Here is an 18201-nt window from a genome sequence, read left to right as displayed (position 1 = left end):
CATTGCCGCTAGATTAGCGGCTTTCTATAGATTTGAGTATGCTACTAAACCCTATGGTTCCTTGTTTCTGCATTTGACGGTCAAATAGGCGACCGACTAATGGCAATGGTACAATCAATCGACCCTCAGATACCCAAGTCACATGTGTGGTGCCATCGCCCAAGTCTTTTAAATCAATGATACCTTTATCATGTCGCATTTTGATAGGTTTAGAATTTTCGATTTGGTATTGCATATGAGTAGGACGCTCAAACGCTGTAATCCGCTCCCAGAACTTAACAGGTCCCGTTTGAATGCTACGTAAAGCTCCGACGCCATTGCGCTCCTCGTCACCTTCATTCACCAACTTAGCCACTCCCACCGCTTTAAATGAGCCATAACTGGCATGGTCACTCAGTGCTTCAAATACCTCATCAATTGGTTTTTTGACAATGCGCTCTACTTTTATTTTAAACATAATATTATCTCATTAAAACTAAATTTATTTAGCTTACGGCTATTTTACAAATAAATATAGCCGTCACATTGTGAAAAATTATTACCGTGAAGAGCCGCGTCCCTTTGAAGGACGCCTGCCATTTGTAGTAGGTTTGCCATTGCCCCCAGACTTACCATTACCCCCTGACGGCTTACCACGACCAGTAGGACGTCCATCCCTACCTTTAGAACCTGCTGGTTTTTTAGCATCATCCTTGGCATATTTGTTACGCCCCTTTGCTGCCCCTGCTGATTTTGTAGGTGGTTTTGACTTTGATGAAACATCAACACGAGGTTTTTTTCGTGGTGCATTGCGAGATTTCTTGCCCGCATGATTGTCTTGCGAAGAGGAATCTTCTACAGATTTAAGTAACACGGACAGTTCTTTTGGAGTTAAGTCGCGCCAGTCACCAACGGGAAGACCTTTGAGACTTACATTCATAATCCGCGTACGTTCAAGCTTGACGACTTCGTAGCCAAAGTGCTCACACATACGGCGAATTTGACGGTTCAGACCTTGAACGAGAGTGATGTTAAAGACATTAGGAGCTACTTTAGTCACTGGGCATTTTTTGGTCATCTTGCCAAGCATCGGCACACCGCCCGCCAAACCTTCGATAACACTATCAGTTAACGGCTTATTTACTGTAACTAGATATTCTTTTTCATGGTTATTACCAGCACGCAATACCTTATTGACCAAATCGCCATTGTTAGTCAAAAAGATCAAACCTTGAGAATCTTTGTCTAAACGGCCAATCGGAAAAATACGCAAACTATGTCGCACAAAATCGACAATATTGTTTTTCTCAGAGCTTTCTGTAGTACTCACAATGCCCACTGGCTTATTCAACGCAATAAAAATAAAGTCATCAGGCTCTCGTGGCTCAATAAGCTGCCCGTTGACTTTTACTGCATCACTAGCAACCACCTGATCACCGACCGACGCACGTTTGCCATTGATGTATACATTACCTTGTTCAATAAAGCGGTCAGCGTCTCGCCTAGAGCAAATACCACTTTCACTGATGTATTTATTTAAACGAGTCGAGGAAGCGTTGAACATAAAGCACCGTTTTACCTGATAAGAAGCATTTTTTGCTAAGAAAAAAGCCTAAATTGAATGGATCAACAATAACGAAATAGCTCACATTATATAGGAAATCGACTGACCCTTTGATGAGAGATGGGTAAAAGCCTAGAAATGTATCGCGTCATGTGATTTTGGATGATGTCGAAACAACTTATTTATGAGGTTAATAATTTAAAAAGCCTCACCATTCATCATACGAGCAGTGGGGCTTTTTTCTAGTTTTTCAGCTATATAATTTTTCAAATCTGTTCTTTTGCTGATTACTCTACTAACTTATCTTCCACACTACTCAGCATCATCCAACAGTTTATTAAGCTCGTCCACCATGGGATCGTCAATGATACTGCCTTCTACATAGCTGATTATCTCATCTACAGTCGTCAGATCCATTTCACGAATACCTAAACTGGCCAGTTGCGCATTAATAGACTCTAAGCTGTCATTATCTTCAGTGTCATCTAATAAATCCTCTTCAAATCTACCTCTAACAAACCAGTACATTTTTTCTAGTACAGTTTCTTTTTTGGTCAAAGTAGAATAACCGTCGCCATAAATAAACAGGTTGAAATGATAAGGTATCTCTACATCATTGATGAAAAATGTACGTTGGCACTCTAACGTATAAGCTTGAATCTCTTCACTCTCAGCGCTTTCATCACTTTTGTTGTCTTCATCATATTCAATCGCCTCTTCTATCAACTCACCTAATACTTGATAGTTACCGACTTTGATTTTATGATTATAAATGATAGCAGAGTCTGCAATTGCATCGAAAATAATGGCACTGACATCTAAGGTGTGGTTATCGATATCATAGAATGCTTTTAACGCTGGCAAAAACTTGGTCAGCTCTTCTTCTGGCACTTGAATGAGAAACTGCTGCTCGTATATGTTAATCATATCTTCAGGAGCATAGGTATTAGCAGTATTGGTCTCGTTTCTACCTGTTGGCTGCAAAGGTAAAAAATTATACGGGTTATGTTTGGTCATTCAGAACTGCCTTTTTGCTTAAGTTAAATTTATTAAATGTCTGTTTTGCTCAATCTCTAAGAGCCTTTGAACGTGCTACTATTTTTTAATACCCTAAGACTTTAGGATTTATGGGCGTATTGTCTCTTATTCAGGCAATTTTAGATAGACAGTTATAAATATACAAGTTCAATCACTCTACTTTAGACAGGCAGTCAGAATAATACAGACTAAAAAGACGATTCTAGCCAGCAGCATCTTGATATCGTTTTCAAAGGCTAATCCAATATTCTCTTTTCTCTAGAACTACTTACATACCAATTATTAATTCACTTGCTGCCACCCTGACGTCGCATGATGCTCATCTTGATGTGCAAATAAAGGGTGGGCTTTGGCTTCATGTAAACTCAGCACAGGGGTCACACAGACATCTTTTGCTGCAAATACACGTTGCCAATGCTCAAGCGTTTGACTGGCGAATTTTTCCGCGATTGTGTTGGTCGCGGCTTCACTCTCAGGTCTATTGGGCATGATACCAAGCTGCCAGTGTATTGCTTTAAGCGCTGGCAACTCCAATACCTCACATAGCCCTTGCCAAAATTTTAACTCTAAGGAACCAACTGCCATATAGCGCTGGTCAGCGGTTTGGTACAATCGATAGCATGGCAATGCACCACCCAAAAAGTCATGCTGCGGCAGTAGAGTGTCGTTTAAGCCATTTCCTGAAAGGCTATTAATCAGTTTGCCTGTTACCTTTGGCATGACCATATGGTTGTACAAACTGTGCGTCATGCTAATAGCAATGTGTCGCCCTTTGCCCGTATGTTGGGCGGCAAGTACAGCAGCCAACAGGGCTATCACGGCTGTGTCACTACCACCTGCCAAATCCGCAAACTGGATATTGGTCATGGCTTGCTCACCCTGAGATGTTTTTAACTGATCTAGTACACCGCTCATAGCCATAAAGTTGATATCATGACCTGCCTTATCCGCCCAGTCATAAGTCACTTCAGAACCATCTTCTGAGTCAGCATCTTCTAAGTAAATACCTTCTTTTGCGTAATTGCCTGCTACGCCATAGCCAGTGATTGACACTATTACTAGCTTTGGGTTGATGACATGTAGGGTCTTAGCATCTAGTCCCATTTCTGCCAAGACACCTGGACGAAAGCTATCTAGCATCACATCAGCTTCTTTAAGATGTGCTTTTATAGCCTCAATCGCTTTGGGATCATGAAAGTCATATTTTTCGGTAGTCTTGCCGTGGTTTAGAGCTGCGAACAGCTCACCAAATACCCGAGCAGGATCACCTTGTTTGGGTTCGATTTTAAGGACGTCCGCGCCCAAATCTGCTAGCAAACGCGTAGCAAAAGGCCCCGGCAAGTTACGAGTCAGATCGATCACTCGTAACCCTTGTAGACAGTCCGCCATTTGATCATGATTTGATACATGCATGTCAGTCATCAGAGAACGCCTCGCCTTTGGCTGCCATATCTAGCAAGATTTGAGCAGGCTCAAAACGCTCACCATATTTTGCCGCCAGCTCATGACTACGTTTGATGAACTCGTCCAAACCCATTGCATTGATAAACTGTAGCGTACCGCCATGCTGCGGGGCAAATCCCCATCCAAAGATAGACCCTATATTGGTATCGGCAACTGAGCGCACGACATTTTCCTCATAGCATTTGGCAGATTCATTGGCTTGAATAAACATCAGGCGATCAACCAAATCTTGCTGCGAGGGTTGCTCTGATTTTGGTGGGTATAAATTTACCAACTCAGGCCATAGATATTTATCACCCTCTGTTGAATAGTCATAGAATCCTTTGCCATTTTTCTTACCTTCGCGCCCATGCTCATTGACCAGTGTTTTTAGTATGTCATAAGAAGGACGCACTACGATTGACTTACCTTCGGCTGCCATATCAAGCTGCTGCTGTTCGCTAACATGCAATGCGAGGCTCAATGACACTTCATCTTGCAATGCTAAGGGCGGCATCGGCATACCTGTTTTCAGTCCGGCAACTTCGATGCTACGCGGATGCACACCCTCTCCTAGCATCGCAATGCCCTCTGACACATAGGTACCAAATACACGCGAGGTATAAAATCCGTGACTGTCATTGACGACGATAGGCGTTTTACCTATTTGTACAACATAATCGAAAGCTTTGGCCAATGTCGCATCGTCGGTTTGCTCGCCCATGATAATTTCAACCAGCGGCATCTTATCTACTGGGGAGAAAAAGTGCAGACCGATAAACTGGTTTGGGCACGTACTGGCTTTTGCCAGTCCAGTAATTGGTAGTGTTGAGGTATTAGAAGCATAGACGGCCGTGTTTGTAATCACTGCTTCACTTTGCTGGGTACACTTTGCTTTGATTTCTCGGTTTTCAAACACCGCTTCGATAATAAGATCGCAATCTGCCAAATCATCGTAAGAAACTGTTGGCGTAATGCGTTCTAGGAGGGCTTGTTTTTTCTCTTCGGTAGCACGCTTTCGGCTAATGGCTTTATCCAAAATATTGGCAGAGTACGCTTTGCCTTTTTCAGCATTGACAATCTCTGTGTCCAATAAAACGACATCTATACCTGCTTTGGCAGTGACATAAGCAATGCCTGCGCCCATCATGCCAGCGCCCAAGATACCGACTTTTTTGGTGGTTGTACGTTTAAACCCTTGAGGACGAGACTGACCTTTTTTGATGCTATTCAGCTGAGTCCATAAGGTGTTAATCATGTTTTTAGATTCAGTGGACAGTACGCAAGCGGCAAAATAACGCGACTCGATCTCAAGCCCTGTATCGATATCTACTAGGCATCCTTCAAACACACAAGACATAATGTGAGTAATCGCTGGATAGTTGCCATGTGACTTTTGATTGGCCATGGCTGGGGCGATAGAGAATATAGGAACTACTTTTGGATGCTTACTATCGCCGCCAGGAATTTTAAAACCTTTATTATCCCATGGCTGCTGCGCACTTGGATTATTTCGAATCCAGTCTTTTGCTTGCTCCAGCATATCTGCTTGATCAGTAGAAGTCGCATCAATAAGTCCAATGTCTTTTGCAGCAGCAGCGCGAAGTTCTTTGCCTTGCGTCATCAGCTCCAGTGCTGCTTGAATACCGACCAACCTTGGTAAGCGCTGCGTACCACCGCCACCAGGTAGCAAGCCCAATTTTACCTCAGGCAAACCAAGCTTGGTCTTAGGCGTGTCAATGGCAATACGATAATGACAGGCAAGTACCAACTCTAAACCACCGCCTAATGCGGTTCCTGTCATAGCAGCGACCACAGGTTTGCCTGAGGTCTCAAGCTTACGCAAACTACGTTTTAATTCTTCAGTCACTACAAATGCTTGCTCGGCTGTCTTTATCTGGTTCAATTGATCGATATCTGCGCCAACCACAAAGGATTCTTTGGCCGATGTGAGAATTAAGCCTGTGGCTGCGTCATCATTGATGAAACTATCGACTATCGTGGCGAACGACTCCATAAAACCATCACCAATGACATTCATTTTGCGTTTACTTTGGTCAATCGTGACAGTGACGACACCATCGTCATCACGCTGGGCAGAGAAGTTTTCTAATTCATTAATGGCTATTACGCTAGCTGCTGTCTGGTTATTTGTCATCATTTTTATCCCTTAAATGATTCTTTGTATATTGCGTTTTAGTCTAATTATTTTTTAGTCTATTTTAGAGAAAAGTTAAACGCGCTCGATAATGGTGGCAATACCCATACCACCACCCACACATAGCGTAATCATAGCGGTCTTTAGGTCGCGACGTTCTAACTCATCAAGGACAGTCGTCATTAGCATCGCGCCTGTTGCCCCAAGCGGATGACCCATGGATATCGCACCACCGTTGACGTTGACGATATCAAGCGAAATGCCAAAATCATCAGCGGTATTCATCGGCACAGCAGCGAAGGCTTCGTTAATTTCCCAAAGGTCTATATCAGAAGCTTGCATACCTGCTTTATCGAGAGCTTTTTGGCAAGCTGGCGTTGGACCTGTGAGCATAATGGCAGGCTCTGAGCCAATGACTGAGGCCATTGTGATCTTGGCGCGTGGTTTTAACCCTGCTTTTTGACCAGCTGCCGCGCTACCGACCAAACAGATGGCCGCACCATCGACGATGCCCGAAGAGTTGCCTGCATGATGTACGTGATTCACCGTTTCAATCGTGGTATACCTATCCAAAATAACGCTATCAAAGCCCATTTTTCCCGGCATAATAAAAGAAGGTTTTAGCCCAGCTAAGGTCTCGACATTGGTATTAGGACGGATAGTTTCATCTTTATCTAACAGCATCATGCCATTGATATCGGTGACAGGGATGACAGATTTGTCGTAATAGCCCTTCTCCCACGCCTTTGCAGCGCGGCGATGCGACTCGGTGGCAAAGGCATCGACATCACTACGACTAAAGCCTTTGAGCGTCGCGATGGTATCCGCACCTACTCCTTGCGGTACGAAATGCGTCGCTTCATTGACACGTGGATCCATGTACCAAGCACCGCCATCAGAGCCCATCGGCACACGGCTCATAGACTCAACACCGCCTGCCACTACCATGTCTTCCATACCTGACATGACTTTAGCCGCAGCTAAATTGATAGATTCTAGACCAGAGGCACAGAAACGAGACAAGGTAAGACCTGCCACACTTTGCGCCCAGCCAGCATCGATAGCAGCAATACGGGCAATATCAGAGCCTTGCTCACCCACTGGTGTCACACAGCCAAGTACCACATCGTCGACCAAACTGGTATCCAAGTTGTGGCGCTGTTGCATCTCTTTTAGTAAGGTGCGTGTCAGCCAAATCGGTGATGCCTGATACAACGAACCGTCCTTTTTTCCTTTGCCCCGTGGCGTGCGAATCGCATCATAAATATAAGCAGTCTCAGTCATAAAAAATCCTTTTTTTATTTTGTAAATAAACAATAGTTATTGTAGTCTTATAATATAAGCGTCTACATAAATCGTGAAGCCAGCTCTTTCATAATCTCATTGGTGCCGCCATAGATTTTTTGCACGCGCGCATCAGCATATAAACGTGCGATAGGATACTCTGTCATATAGCCATAGCCACCAAACAACTGTACGCATTCGTCGATAACTTCGCACTGTTTTTCGGTGACCCAGTATTTGATTAATGAGGCATGCGGTACAGACAGTTTGCCCTCAAGCATCGCATCTACTGCCGCATCACACATGGTACTGGCAGCGAGATAATCGGCATAGCATTCCGCCATCTTAAAGCGCGTATTTTGAAACTTCCAAATAGGTTTGCCAAAGGCTTCGCGCCCTTTTACGTAATCTAAAGTTAAATTGATCGCCAACTTCATCGAGCCAACCCCAGATAACGCAATGATTAAACGCTCACGCGGCAGCTCCTGCATCATTTGGATAAAGCCCATGCCTTCTACCGTACCCAACAGGTTAGTTTGTGGCACACGGACATTGCTAAAAAATAGCTCTGAGGTATCTTGAGAGGTCAGACCAATCTTGTCGAGATTACGTCCACGCTCAAACCCTTCTACTTTATCCGTTTCTACGATGATAAGTGAGACGCCTTGTGCGCCTTTTTCACGGTCTGTTTTGCATGCTAACAAGATAAGATTGGCGTGCTGACCATTGGTGATAAAAGTCTTAGAGCCATTGATAATGTAGTCATCACCATCTTTTACTGCATAGGTTTTGATGTTTTGTAGGTCGGAGCCAGTGCCAGGCTCGGTCATGGCGATAGCGCCGATATATTCGCCCTTTGCCATTTTTGGTAGCCACTCTTGTTTTTGTTCTTCAGTACCGTGGTCTAAAATATAAGGCGCGACAATGCCTGAATGCACCATACCGCCAAATCCCGATTGGTTGGCCTCAGTCTGTGCGTAGATAAGCGCCGCTTCATGACCAAAATCCCCGCCGCCGCCGCCATACTCAGCTGGTATCGCTGCACACAAGAACCCCATCTCGCCTGCCTCTTCCCACGCAGCGCGATCAATCATGCCATTTTTACGCCACTGCTCATCTTTGGGATCCCAAGATTGAAACATTTTTAAGGCGCTGTCGTGCACCATCTGATGCTCTTCGGTCATCCAGTTTGGGGTAAATTTTTCGATACTCATGGTGTCTATCCTTGACAAGGGGGAGTGAATAATAACTATATAGTCAAGTCTATATAAATCCGCTACATCGTCATCCTCGCTAAGCATACTAATGTATAACTTGCACTCGGTTTCCTTGTATCGAAATTATATTGAACTGACTATAGCTAAGTCGTTTTAAAAAATTTATGGTAATTTATATTACCGTTATAGATATACGATAAATTCTTTGTATTTATTAATATATGAGTCTTATACTAGGCTACGAAAAACTACTTCGCAATCAATTAAATAAAAATGGTAATTTACATTACTTGTTAATTTAATCACGTTAAACTATCGAGCAAATTATTTAACTGGTAGGACGTATTAAATAGCCAATACTTTAAGAAGCGATAAATATGAAAACCTTTAGTCATTCAGATAGCCTCACGCAAACTCGATCTCTAGCGCCCCTATCCGATATGCGGCCCGCAACTTTGGATAAAATTGAGCAAGCCGTTCGTAAGGTCTTTGCAGGATTTGACGCTAATGAGGTGACGATGGCGCAGATTGCAAAGTCTGCAAACGTTTCTTTGCAAACGCTCTACAAGTACTTCGGGGACAAGCAAACGCTGTTTTATACCATCATGGATATTGTGCTCGGCAGATTAGCCGCTCGGATTATGGATCATCTGCAAGGGATTGATAGCGTACAAGATCGTCTACGTAAGACACTGTGGGTCTGCTTTGATTTTGTCGACTCGCATCCAGATGCGGTGATGGTGCTGTCTTCTGTGTCGGCATCACGGATACGCAATATCGCAATCTATGAAAACAAAGAGTTAATTGGCGCGTTTTTGGCGGTATTAGAAGATGGGCAAAATCGTGGGGTGCTCAATGACGCTGTTCCACTGCACATACTCTTCGATGTGTTTATGGGGTTTATCAGTCGACTTGGCTTAATGCATACCATTCGCCAAACAGAGACGCCATTAAATGCAGAGTTTGATGCGCTATTTGTGATTTTATGGCGCGCCATCTCTAAACCTGAAGCCTAAAGCTTAAAATGAATTTTATAAAACTGATATTTAGCAGTGTTTGACTCTTACAAGAAAACATAACGTAAAGAACCAAAAAGCCCCACGATAAAGTGAGGCTTTTTTATACTGAGTCTTCTTAGTCGATGAGCTTAGATTATTACACTCTTCATATACTCACAGCATTTTAGATACTGCTAGATTTTGGCAATCCATACTCTGCATGGTCGACCACGTGGTTGTGTTGTTCAATAGTCAGTCGATAGCCTTTAATGATACCGTCGTATGGTAAACTGCCCTCATACTGCTGATAATGCTCGCAGATGCTGTCTTGAATCACTGATTTACGGGCAGCATCGTCTAATTTGGCAAAACCGCTAGGTAAATGTACTTGGGCAAAACGTGAAGCCGCACCACGAGACATCCAATTATCGGCACTCGTAAATGTAAAATCTACTTCCGCTCTTAAGCTATATCTGGGTAGCGTATTAGAGTGATTCGCCAAGTCGTATTTAATCTGCGCAATATCTTCTGCGAATGGCTGATACGGTATCTCAAGTACGGCAAACAGTTTTGCTAAAAACTCATCAGCGGTAAAGTACTTGTCCATATAGCTACCATCAAGCCCAAGGAATTTGCTCGATAGTACATGACGCAGGCGGTCATAGGCAGGTATGGTATGTTTAAGAGGATAGCCCATTTGCTTGACGATATCTTGCGGACGCAGCTCAAGCGACTCTATTTGATTGATAATATATTGCGCTAGAGAATGGCGTGGGTAATAACGACGGGTATATTTAGATGGATTAGCAATGTGGCTCATGATATTGAACACCTTAGACTCCTGTAACTCCGACGAAAAAGTATGATATACGCCCAAATAGGCAAAAAATCAGGCACAAATGAGGTTGTCGGAGTACAGGCTCATGCGCTTTACCAGAGTTGTTTTATATCGTGCTGGAAGTTGCAAGGTTTGTCACGCCACCATTAGACTATTGTCATGGTCGGCAATAACAAAACTGTTAAACCCACGATAGATCGTTCAACGATGATAGCACATCAGATGCCAAAAAATAAATACCGATATTTGTGACCGTTTGTGAATAATTCTTTTTCACTTTGCGCATTCAATCTTAGACGTTTCGATGAACCACTTATTCATGTGCTAACACGAGGTTCAACACCGAAACTTTAATGTTGAAGTATTAAAAGTTATGCTTGATAGCCTAACGATTGACATCAACAATCATTCGACCACGAACCTTGCCATCCAATAACTCGCTTGCTGTCGGAATGACTTCGCTTAGACCAATCTCTCTGGTGATTGCATCCAATTGCGTCATATCCAAACTTGTACTCAAACGCTGCCATGCTTCTACACGCTCATCATAAGGTCGTGTCACACTATTGATACCAAGCAAACTGACACCGCGTAAAATAAATGGCGCAACAGTAGCAGGGAAATCCATGCCTTGAGCCAATCCACAGGTAGCGACTAGACCATCCTCACACGTACTGGCACAAACGTTGGCCAGCGTATGACTACCAACAGAATCAATTGCGGCAGCCCACTTCTCCTTACCAAGTGCGCGTCCCGGACTACTCAATTCAGCACGGTCTATGATCGTCGTTGCACCAAGGCTCTTTAAGTATTCGGCTTCTTCCAGACGTCCCGTAGAGGCAGTGACAGAGTAGCCTTGGTTTGCCAAAAGTGCGATGGCAAAGCTACCAACACCGCCATTAGCACCCGTCACCAATACTTCGCCACTCTCTGGTGTGAGTCCATGACGCTCTAATGCGATTAAGCAAAGCATTGCGGTATATCCTGCTGTGCCAATTGCCATCGCCTGACGTTCAGTCATCGATTCGGGGAGCGGGATCAGCCAGTCACCGTTTAATCGCGCCTTTTGTGATAGACCGCCCCAATACTTCTCACCCACACTCCAACCATTCAACAACACTTTGTCGCCAGCTTTGTAGCGGGAATGGCTGCTTGTTTCCACAGTTCCCGCTAAATCGATTCCTGGAACCATGGGAAATGTCCGTACCACAGGGCTACGGCCAGTAATGGCCAATCCATCTTTGTAGTTAAGTGTGCTATATGCCACACGAACCGTGACATCCCCTTCTGGCAATTGTGTATCCTGTATCTCTGTCAGATTAGACTGATAAACATCGTCATTTTTTCCAATTAATATTGCATTAAACATAGTAGCTCCTATTTAGACCAATCATCTATAAATGAGTAAAAAATAATTTAGACAGGTCGTCTAAAAATATAGATAAAAAAAATTACTTCTGTATTCCTGCTACAAAACCTCGGAAAAAAGCATCTAATGGACTGACATCTTGTACCAACTTAGCACGCAAAACCGCACCTTCCCATCCGATCCAGAAGAAAGCAGCAAGCTCATCACAATCACTATTAGGATGTATTTGTTCTTGTTGTACTGCAAGACGCAAGCAAGCCGCTAAACGCTCCTGCCAATCAAGCAATATGTTTTCTAACTCACAGCGAAAACTCTCAGGCAACACGACAATCTCTTGACCCAAGTTGCCTACCAAACAGCCGCGTCGAAATTCATGCCTGATCATTCCCGACTTAGCATCTTCAACGAAGTCACTGATACGCTGCATGGGAGATACTTGCTCATTCAGAAAACAATGATCTAGCTTACGAGCAAAATACAATGCGTACTGCCGTAATACTTCCTGTCCAAATGCTTCTTTGTTTTTGAAATAATTGTAGAAAGAGCCTTTAGGCACATTGATGCGTTTGAGTATGGCATCGATACCAGTGGTCGCAAAACCTTGCTCTGTCAACATCTCCATCCCAGATCTCAAAAGAGCTTCACGGGTATCCGTAAACTCTCGTTCAACATTAGGTGGACGCCCTCGACGGGCTTTTGGCTTAGTAATCGTCATGCATGAATATTATGACCGATCGTCTTTAGTGTCAATTAATTATTTTTAGCGGTCTATTTATCCATTGGCTACTCTATTTTTTTAACCGTGCTCGCTATCAGTCTTCACCATGATACGTCGCCTCATCCATCCAAACGATGGGATCTTCGCACAGATGAGTTAAGTGATACCAAATATCACTACTACGAGCGATACGGTGATGACCGCCTGCAAAGTAATCAACGTTCCAGCTATCAGGTAGATTTACCAATGTTCGTCTAGCCACCGCCACATCCAAGCTTTCATCATCGACTTCTACCATAACCCGCACCATCTCGGTATTGGTCGTGGGAAAAGACAGCTTCATATCAGCCACGTCAGGGATACGGTCAGCCAATATCTCACTTGGATAGATACAAGGCGCAATTAGCAGCGCGCGCAAGTTGTATTTATGCGCAAAATGATTGGCAAACCAACCACCAAGCGAATGCCCTGCCAACACCACTCGCGGGTACTGTGCGATTTTCTCGCGAATCAATGCATCATAAATCTCAAATATTTCTGCAAAATTTTCTCGATAATTGACCGTTTGACAGTATTTAGGCTCACGCGTGATACAAGTATATTTGCTGGTCTCATTGCTGGAATCGAGACCATGAAAAAACAGTAAAAGCGTGTCATTGTTTTCGATAGGACAAATCATAAGGTTCTCCTTGTTTAATTATTATTTAAGTTTCTTCTTGATAATTTTTTTATAAATCAAACTGGTTTTTGGCTAGCAACCTGCGCTTGATGCAAACTCAAAATCTCCTCACAAGCCTGCATTGAGATATTTTTTGCAAAGCCTTTATCAAACCAAAAGTCATAAACCGCTTGGACAATAGCTTTCACCGCTTCTGCATTTTCTGGCTTTTGTTCTTTTAGTTTCATCGCAATGTCTTGCGCTTGTATATCCGACTCGCTATAGGGCGCGCTCCAGCCCACGCCATAACGATAAAGCACATCATTGATTGCCAATATGAATATGGCATTGGTCACCCCAAATGAGCCAATAAGCCTGTCAAGCATTGCACAGCGCTCTTCATAAATGCTGACCTCTATCGGCATATCAGCCTGCTCAAACAGACAGTCACAACTCACCATGTGCGAGGGCTTACTAAAATCATCCCACAGTAATGGATAAGTTCCTCGAATCCCGCCCTTTTCTACTACATTAAATTGCCAGATCGCATAATGAGTATCTGGCCCCTTATAAGGCACATGTATAAACCACTGCATCATCGCATCACTGTCGTACATGATATGAGTACTACCAATCCGCACGCCCTGCGTAGGTAGTACATCCTGATACACACTATCCATGTCATCATTATAGAACGTCACTTTGCGTAAGTTTTCATCACTGCTATCACCTAGCTTTGCTCTGGCTTCTTCTATGCTTCGATAGGGTCTAAATGGCGCTACCCATCTGAGTGTCTCATCGGTATTGTTCACGAAGTAAATGTCATCTTCATAACTGTCTATAGAAAACGTTTCGAGGTAAAACAATGGCTGTTTTCGTACTCGGCCCCTTTCATCATTTGCTAGTGCCGTTATACCAGATAGCTTTGAGCCATCCGACCACTTAAAGTTATCTATACGCTTTTGTTCAAACTGATACGTTAATGTCGTCATCGTTATATCCTTATTATTTTGATTGGTTGTTTAGCCACAGTTTTTCGTTGTTGTCATATTCTGAGTGCCGATTTCAAGCCAGCCGAGCCTATTCGCCATTGTTTAAATGACGTCATTATCTATAAAGTTAAGTAAATTAATCGACTTGGTAAGGTAGTAGCTTTTAATTCTAATAGGCTTTTTAGCCACAGTTTTTCGCTATTGCATCGCTCATATTTTTGCAACGGCAACGAGCTTTTTTCTGCTAAATTTTTTGCTTATTAATAAATATAATTTTTTCGGCTTGTACAGGCGTAGAAGTTTAGGATTAAACGTAAATAACACTACATAGAAAGACTTCGCTAAGATAGCGCTTTAAAAACTCAGTTGAGAAGTGAAGCATTGCGCCCCGAGGGTCAACTGTTTCTTATCTCATGTTATTCTGCCTGACCTAATAACTATAGTATAAGCTCACATAAAAATAAAGCTGTTTAAAATTATCTGCGACAACTGGTGTCGCTTTTCTTTAAATGAATTGTAGTTTAGTCGTTAGCAAGTATCCCAATACAATAAGTATAATTAGCGACAGTTTCATATTGCTCAAGCATCCTCAATAAACATCCAATTAACAATCCTTATCAAAAAACACCTTTCACGATTGACGCGGGCTTGCTATCTTGCTCCGCAAACCTTGTATTCTAATTAAGCCTACCCCACTTTGACATATCACACGTAGTATTCGCATCTGTATTGGATTTTATGACACATAACCTTGAGGCTAGCTCCAACGCTCGCCGAACTCAGTATTTTCAAGTATTTTTGATGGGCGTTAGTGCCTTTATTATGAATACCACAGAATTTGTCCCTGTGGCGCTGTTGAGCGACATTGCCCAAGACTTCTCCATTACGACGGCAGAGACTGGCTGGATGTTGACACTCTATGCTTGGATTGTCGCTGCGATGTCATTGCCACTAATGCTGCTGACCAGTCGATTTGAGCGCAAACGCTTACTCTTGGGTCTTTTTGCCGTATTCATTGCCAGTCACGTACTGTCCGTATTTGCATGGAGCTTTGATGTGCTGCTCATTAGCCGAGTTGGGATTGCGTTATCTCATGCGATATTTTGGTCGATCACAGCTGCAATCGCGATACGCGTCGCACCTGAAGGCAAAAAAGCCATGGCGCTTAGCGTACTAGCAACGGGTACGTCGTTAGCAATGGTATTGGGTGTGCCGCTAGGACGTTTAGTCGGACAATGGTTTGGTTGGCGTGCGACCTTTGGCGGTATTGGTGTCATCGCCTCAATTGTATTTATTCTACAAGCAAGGCTATTGCCAACGCTACCTAGTATGTTTGAAGGGTCTTTTAGAAAGATTCCAGAACTCCTTAAAAACCCCCTATTAGTGTGTTTGTACCTGCTTATCTTATTGGTCTTTACAGCGCACTATACGGCTTATTCTTATATAGAACCATTTATGCGCCAAGTCGGTAATATCAGTGAAAACGCTGCAACTTTTGTACTGTTGCTATTCGGTGCAGCAGGAATTGTAGGTAGTGTGATATTTAGTCGTTGGGGCGATCGGTTCAATACCAGATTGATGCTAATATCGACCATACTGATGCTCGTGTCTATGCTTGCGCTGTTGCTAGCAGTGACCTCTGTATGGGCGCTCAGCTTTATCGCCTTACTATGGGGCGCGGCGCTCATGCTACTAATTATCTCAATGCAAGCCAAAGTCATCATGGTCGATGTCAATGCGCAAGACATGCTGATGTCGATGTTCTCAGGTATTATTAATTTGGGGATTGGTACGGGTGCGCTATTCGGTGGTTATGCCGTCACACACATTTCACTATCTAGCGTAGGATATACAGGTGCGGCTATCGCAGTTGTGGCGTTACTCTTGATGCTATTTATGATTAAACGCTTTCCTGAATTGAGTAAACGACTTGGTTAACTAATAAGTCGATATTAAGGGATAGCCAAAAATAGCAGTCGGGAAGGAACCGTCAGAGAACAATAAGTAGAATGCCAGCCATATAAATGGGCTGGCATTTTTTGTTATGGTCTGTGAAAGCATCACGAGGATTGCCTATATACTCATTGAACGAACGTTCAGCTGCAGTTATACTAATTTTATTGGGCATAAGTATGCTTAGGCTATAAGTATACTCAATAAAGGACTGATAGGGATTAAGCACAAAAGGATGAGTGTGAAATGGATACTATTCAAAACAAGGAAGTCATTACCTACGATCTAAATTTAGTGACGATATATATTGCGAATTTTCAACTTGTTGGAGGTTCGTGATGCCTGACGGAATGACTCAACGAGACAGTCAAGATCAAGGAGATCAAGATAACACTGCGCCCCTTAGATTGGGTAAATTGCATTATGCTTGGATCGTTGCCGCTACAGGCTCTGTAGCAATGTTCTGCGGACTTGGCTTAGGACGATTCGCATTTGGCATGTTACTGCCATCCATGTCATCTTCTCTAGGATTAAATTATACTCAAAGCGGAATCTTGGGATTCACTAACTTGATAGGATATCTGGTTGCAGTGCTTCTAAGCCCTTTTATTCTACCTTGGTTGGGTACTCGAACGACTGCGACAGCTAGTCTATTCCTTATTGCAGTCTCTATGTTCGGTATGGCTTTTACCACCAGTTTTCCCATACTTTGCGCACTCTATGTGTTGACAGGTATTGGTAGCGGCGGCGTGGTCTTACCAATGATGAGCGTGATGTCGCATTGGTTTTTCCCTTCACACCGCGGGCTTGCTCTAGGACTGGTCATGGCTGGGCCTGGATTTGGCATCATTTTATCGGGATTTGTCGTACCCAAACTCTTACCCATCTCTACTCTACTGTCTTGGCAGACAGGTTGGCTAATTTTTGCCGTGATTAATATTGCGGTAGCTTGGCTCACCTTTACTTTGATTCGCAACCATCCAGACGATGTTAGTCGAAACCCTTTTGGGCGCGCACCCACCTTACCTGTTAAAAATAATAAAAAGCTAGAACGTAGCAATATTAAGCTGCTCGTACATTTAGGTGTCATCTTTGCTATTTATGGCGCCACCTATATGGTTTACGTCACCTTCATTGTCACCAGTATGGTTGGCTCGTATCAACTAAGTGAAGCGACTGCTGGTGGTGTTTGGGCATGGATTGGACTGCTGAGCATGTTCTCAGGCATGTTGTTTGGCTGGATTTCTGACCATATTGGTAGACGCCTTGGTCTGACGCTGGCTTTTTTCTTCCTTGCCATCGCTTATCTGTTGGTCGGACTTACTGATTGGAGTTTAGGGCTATATTTGTCCATTATCTTGTTTGGCCTAGTGGTTTGGAGTGTGCCTGTCATTATGGCAGCTTCTGCAGGCGATTATTTCGGGCCTGCGGCAGCAGCGAGTGCACTTGCGGCACTGACTTTTGCCTTTTCAGGTGGACAGGCTCTCGGGCCAGTGGCAGCAGGCTATCTTGCAGAAGCCACTGGAGACTTTAGTAACAGTTATATGATATCTGGTATCGCCGCTTTTGTAGCACTTGGGCTTGCCTTATTATTACGTACAAAAAAACAAGCTTAATTTCAGTTTCTATAGTATTGTTACTGCTAACTATACTTTGAGCTAGCCGCTAGTGACGTCTGTATACGAATTTGGCCTGATTATCTTACTGTGGAGTGTTGAGTTTATACTATTTATGACTAAGCAGTTGTTTAGGCTAAATAAGCAATATCGATAGATAATTCTTATATTTTTCAACAAAGACAACTAAATAAAAATCAGGTGCTTACAGCATAATTACATAGAAGGAAACAAAATATTATGTGAGCGAGACAGTATGATTTTTTAATACTTGACCTCCTTTTTTTATGCTCTAAAAACTTACTTAGATAAGGCAATATTCTTGCAATTTTGCAATCAAAACGATTGCTAGCTTTCTAAAAAGTGGTTACACTCG

At 43.2% G+C, this 18201-nt stretch carries 15 protein-coding genes; 3 read left to right on the top strand and 12 right to left on the bottom strand.

What is annotated here, in order from left to right; translation table 11 throughout:
* Nucleotides 1-13: 13 nt before the first annotated feature.
* The 7 genes from ACTXGF_RS18925 to ACTXGF_RS18895 form a co-directional block, all read right to left on the bottom strand.
* Nucleotides 14-457, bottom strand: a complete 444-nt coding sequence (locus ACTXGF_RS18925; protein ID WP_443533644.1) for an SRPBCC family protein — start codon at nucleotides 455-457, stop codon at nucleotides 14-16.
* Nucleotides 458-538: 81 nt separating this feature from the next.
* Complete coding sequence (gene rluF / locus ACTXGF_RS18920) at nucleotides 539-1543, bottom strand: 23S rRNA pseudouridine(2604) synthase RluF (RefSeq protein ID WP_443533646.1); 1005 nt, start codon at nucleotides 1541-1543, stop codon at nucleotides 539-541.
* A gap of 312 nt (nucleotides 1544-1855) precedes the next feature.
* Complete coding sequence (locus ACTXGF_RS18915) at nucleotides 1856-2560, bottom strand: hypothetical protein (protein WP_443533648.1); 705 nt, start codon at nucleotides 2558-2560, stop codon at nucleotides 1856-1858.
* A gap of 303 nt (nucleotides 2561-2863) precedes the next feature.
* Entirely contained in the window at nucleotides 2864-4003 is a 1140-nt protein-coding gene (locus tag ACTXGF_RS18910; RefSeq protein WP_443533650.1) for a CaiB/BaiF CoA transferase family protein, read from the bottom strand.
* Nucleotides 3996-6185 carry a 3-hydroxyacyl-CoA dehydrogenase NAD-binding domain-containing protein gene (locus ACTXGF_RS18905; RefSeq protein ID WP_443533652.1) on the bottom strand — a complete coding sequence of 730 codons (2190 nt, stop codon included), beginning with the start codon at nucleotides 6183-6185 and terminating at the stop codon, nucleotides 3996-3998. Before ACTXGF_RS18905 ends, ACTXGF_RS18910 begins: the two co-directional genes overlap by 8 nt.
* A gap of 72 nt (nucleotides 6186-6257) precedes the next feature.
* Complete coding sequence (locus tag ACTXGF_RS18900; RefSeq protein ID WP_443533654.1) at nucleotides 6258-7466, bottom strand: acetyl-CoA C-acetyltransferase; 1209 nt, start codon at nucleotides 7464-7466, stop codon at nucleotides 6258-6260.
* 62 nt (nucleotides 7467-7528) lie between these two features.
* A complete protein-coding gene (locus ACTXGF_RS18895) occupies nucleotides 7529-8680 on the bottom strand; it encodes an acyl-CoA dehydrogenase family protein (protein WP_443533656.1) in 1152 nt (383 codons plus the stop codon).
* A gap of 380 nt (nucleotides 8681-9060) precedes the next feature.
* Between ACTXGF_RS18895 and ACTXGF_RS18890 the strand changes: the two genes are divergently transcribed.
* On the top strand, nucleotides 9061-9699 hold the full coding sequence (locus ACTXGF_RS18890) for a TetR/AcrR family transcriptional regulator (protein ID WP_443533658.1): 639 nt from the start codon (nucleotides 9061-9063) through the stop codon (nucleotides 9697-9699).
* Nucleotides 9700-9865: 166 nt separating this feature from the next.
* Here the strand turns inward: ACTXGF_RS18890 and ACTXGF_RS18885 are convergent, their stop codons facing one another.
* From ACTXGF_RS18885 to ACTXGF_RS18865, 5 genes are all read right to left on the bottom strand, one after another.
* On the bottom strand, nucleotides 9866-10501 hold the full coding sequence (locus tag ACTXGF_RS18885) for a hypothetical protein (RefSeq protein ID WP_443533660.1): 636 nt from the start codon (nucleotides 10499-10501) through the stop codon (nucleotides 9866-9868).
* A 403-nt stretch (nucleotides 10502-10904) separates the two neighbouring features.
* Entirely contained in the window at nucleotides 10905-11888 is a 984-nt protein-coding gene (gene acuI / locus ACTXGF_RS18880; RefSeq protein WP_443533662.1) for an acrylyl-CoA reductase (NADPH), read from the bottom strand.
* Between the two features lie 82 nt (nucleotides 11889-11970).
* Complete coding sequence (gene acuR, locus ACTXGF_RS18875; protein ID WP_443533664.1) at nucleotides 11971-12603, bottom strand: acrylate utilization transcriptional regulator AcuR; 633 nt, start codon at nucleotides 12601-12603, stop codon at nucleotides 11971-11973.
* Between the two features lie 97 nt (nucleotides 12604-12700).
* A complete protein-coding gene (locus ACTXGF_RS18870) occupies nucleotides 12701-13285 on the bottom strand; it encodes a YqiA/YcfP family alpha/beta fold hydrolase (protein WP_443533666.1) in 585 nt (194 codons plus the stop codon).
* Nucleotides 13286-13341: 56 nt separating this feature from the next.
* Nucleotides 13342-14256, bottom strand: coding sequence for a hypothetical protein (locus tag ACTXGF_RS18865; protein WP_443533668.1), 915 nt, complete (start codon nucleotides 14254-14256; stop codon nucleotides 13342-13344).
* A gap of 738 nt (nucleotides 14257-14994) precedes the next feature.
* Between ACTXGF_RS18865 and ACTXGF_RS18860 the strand changes: the two genes are divergently transcribed.
* Nucleotides 14995-16194 carry a sugar transporter gene (locus ACTXGF_RS18860; RefSeq protein ID WP_443533670.1) on the top strand — a complete coding sequence of 400 codons (1200 nt, stop codon included), beginning with the start codon at nucleotides 14995-14997 and terminating at the stop codon, nucleotides 16192-16194.
* 353 nt (nucleotides 16195-16547) lie between these two features.
* On the top strand, nucleotides 16548-17825 hold the full coding sequence (locus tag ACTXGF_RS18855; RefSeq protein WP_443533672.1) for an MFS transporter: 1278 nt from the start codon (nucleotides 16548-16550) through the stop codon (nucleotides 17823-17825).
* Nucleotides 17826-18201: the final 376 nt, after the last annotated feature.

The organism is Psychrobacter sp. 1Y6 (genome assembly GCF_052258385.2).
Classification (GTDB): domain Bacteria; phylum Pseudomonadota; class Gammaproteobacteria; order Pseudomonadales; family Moraxellaceae; genus Psychrobacter.
This window is presented reverse-complemented; position numbering and strand designations above follow the sequence as displayed.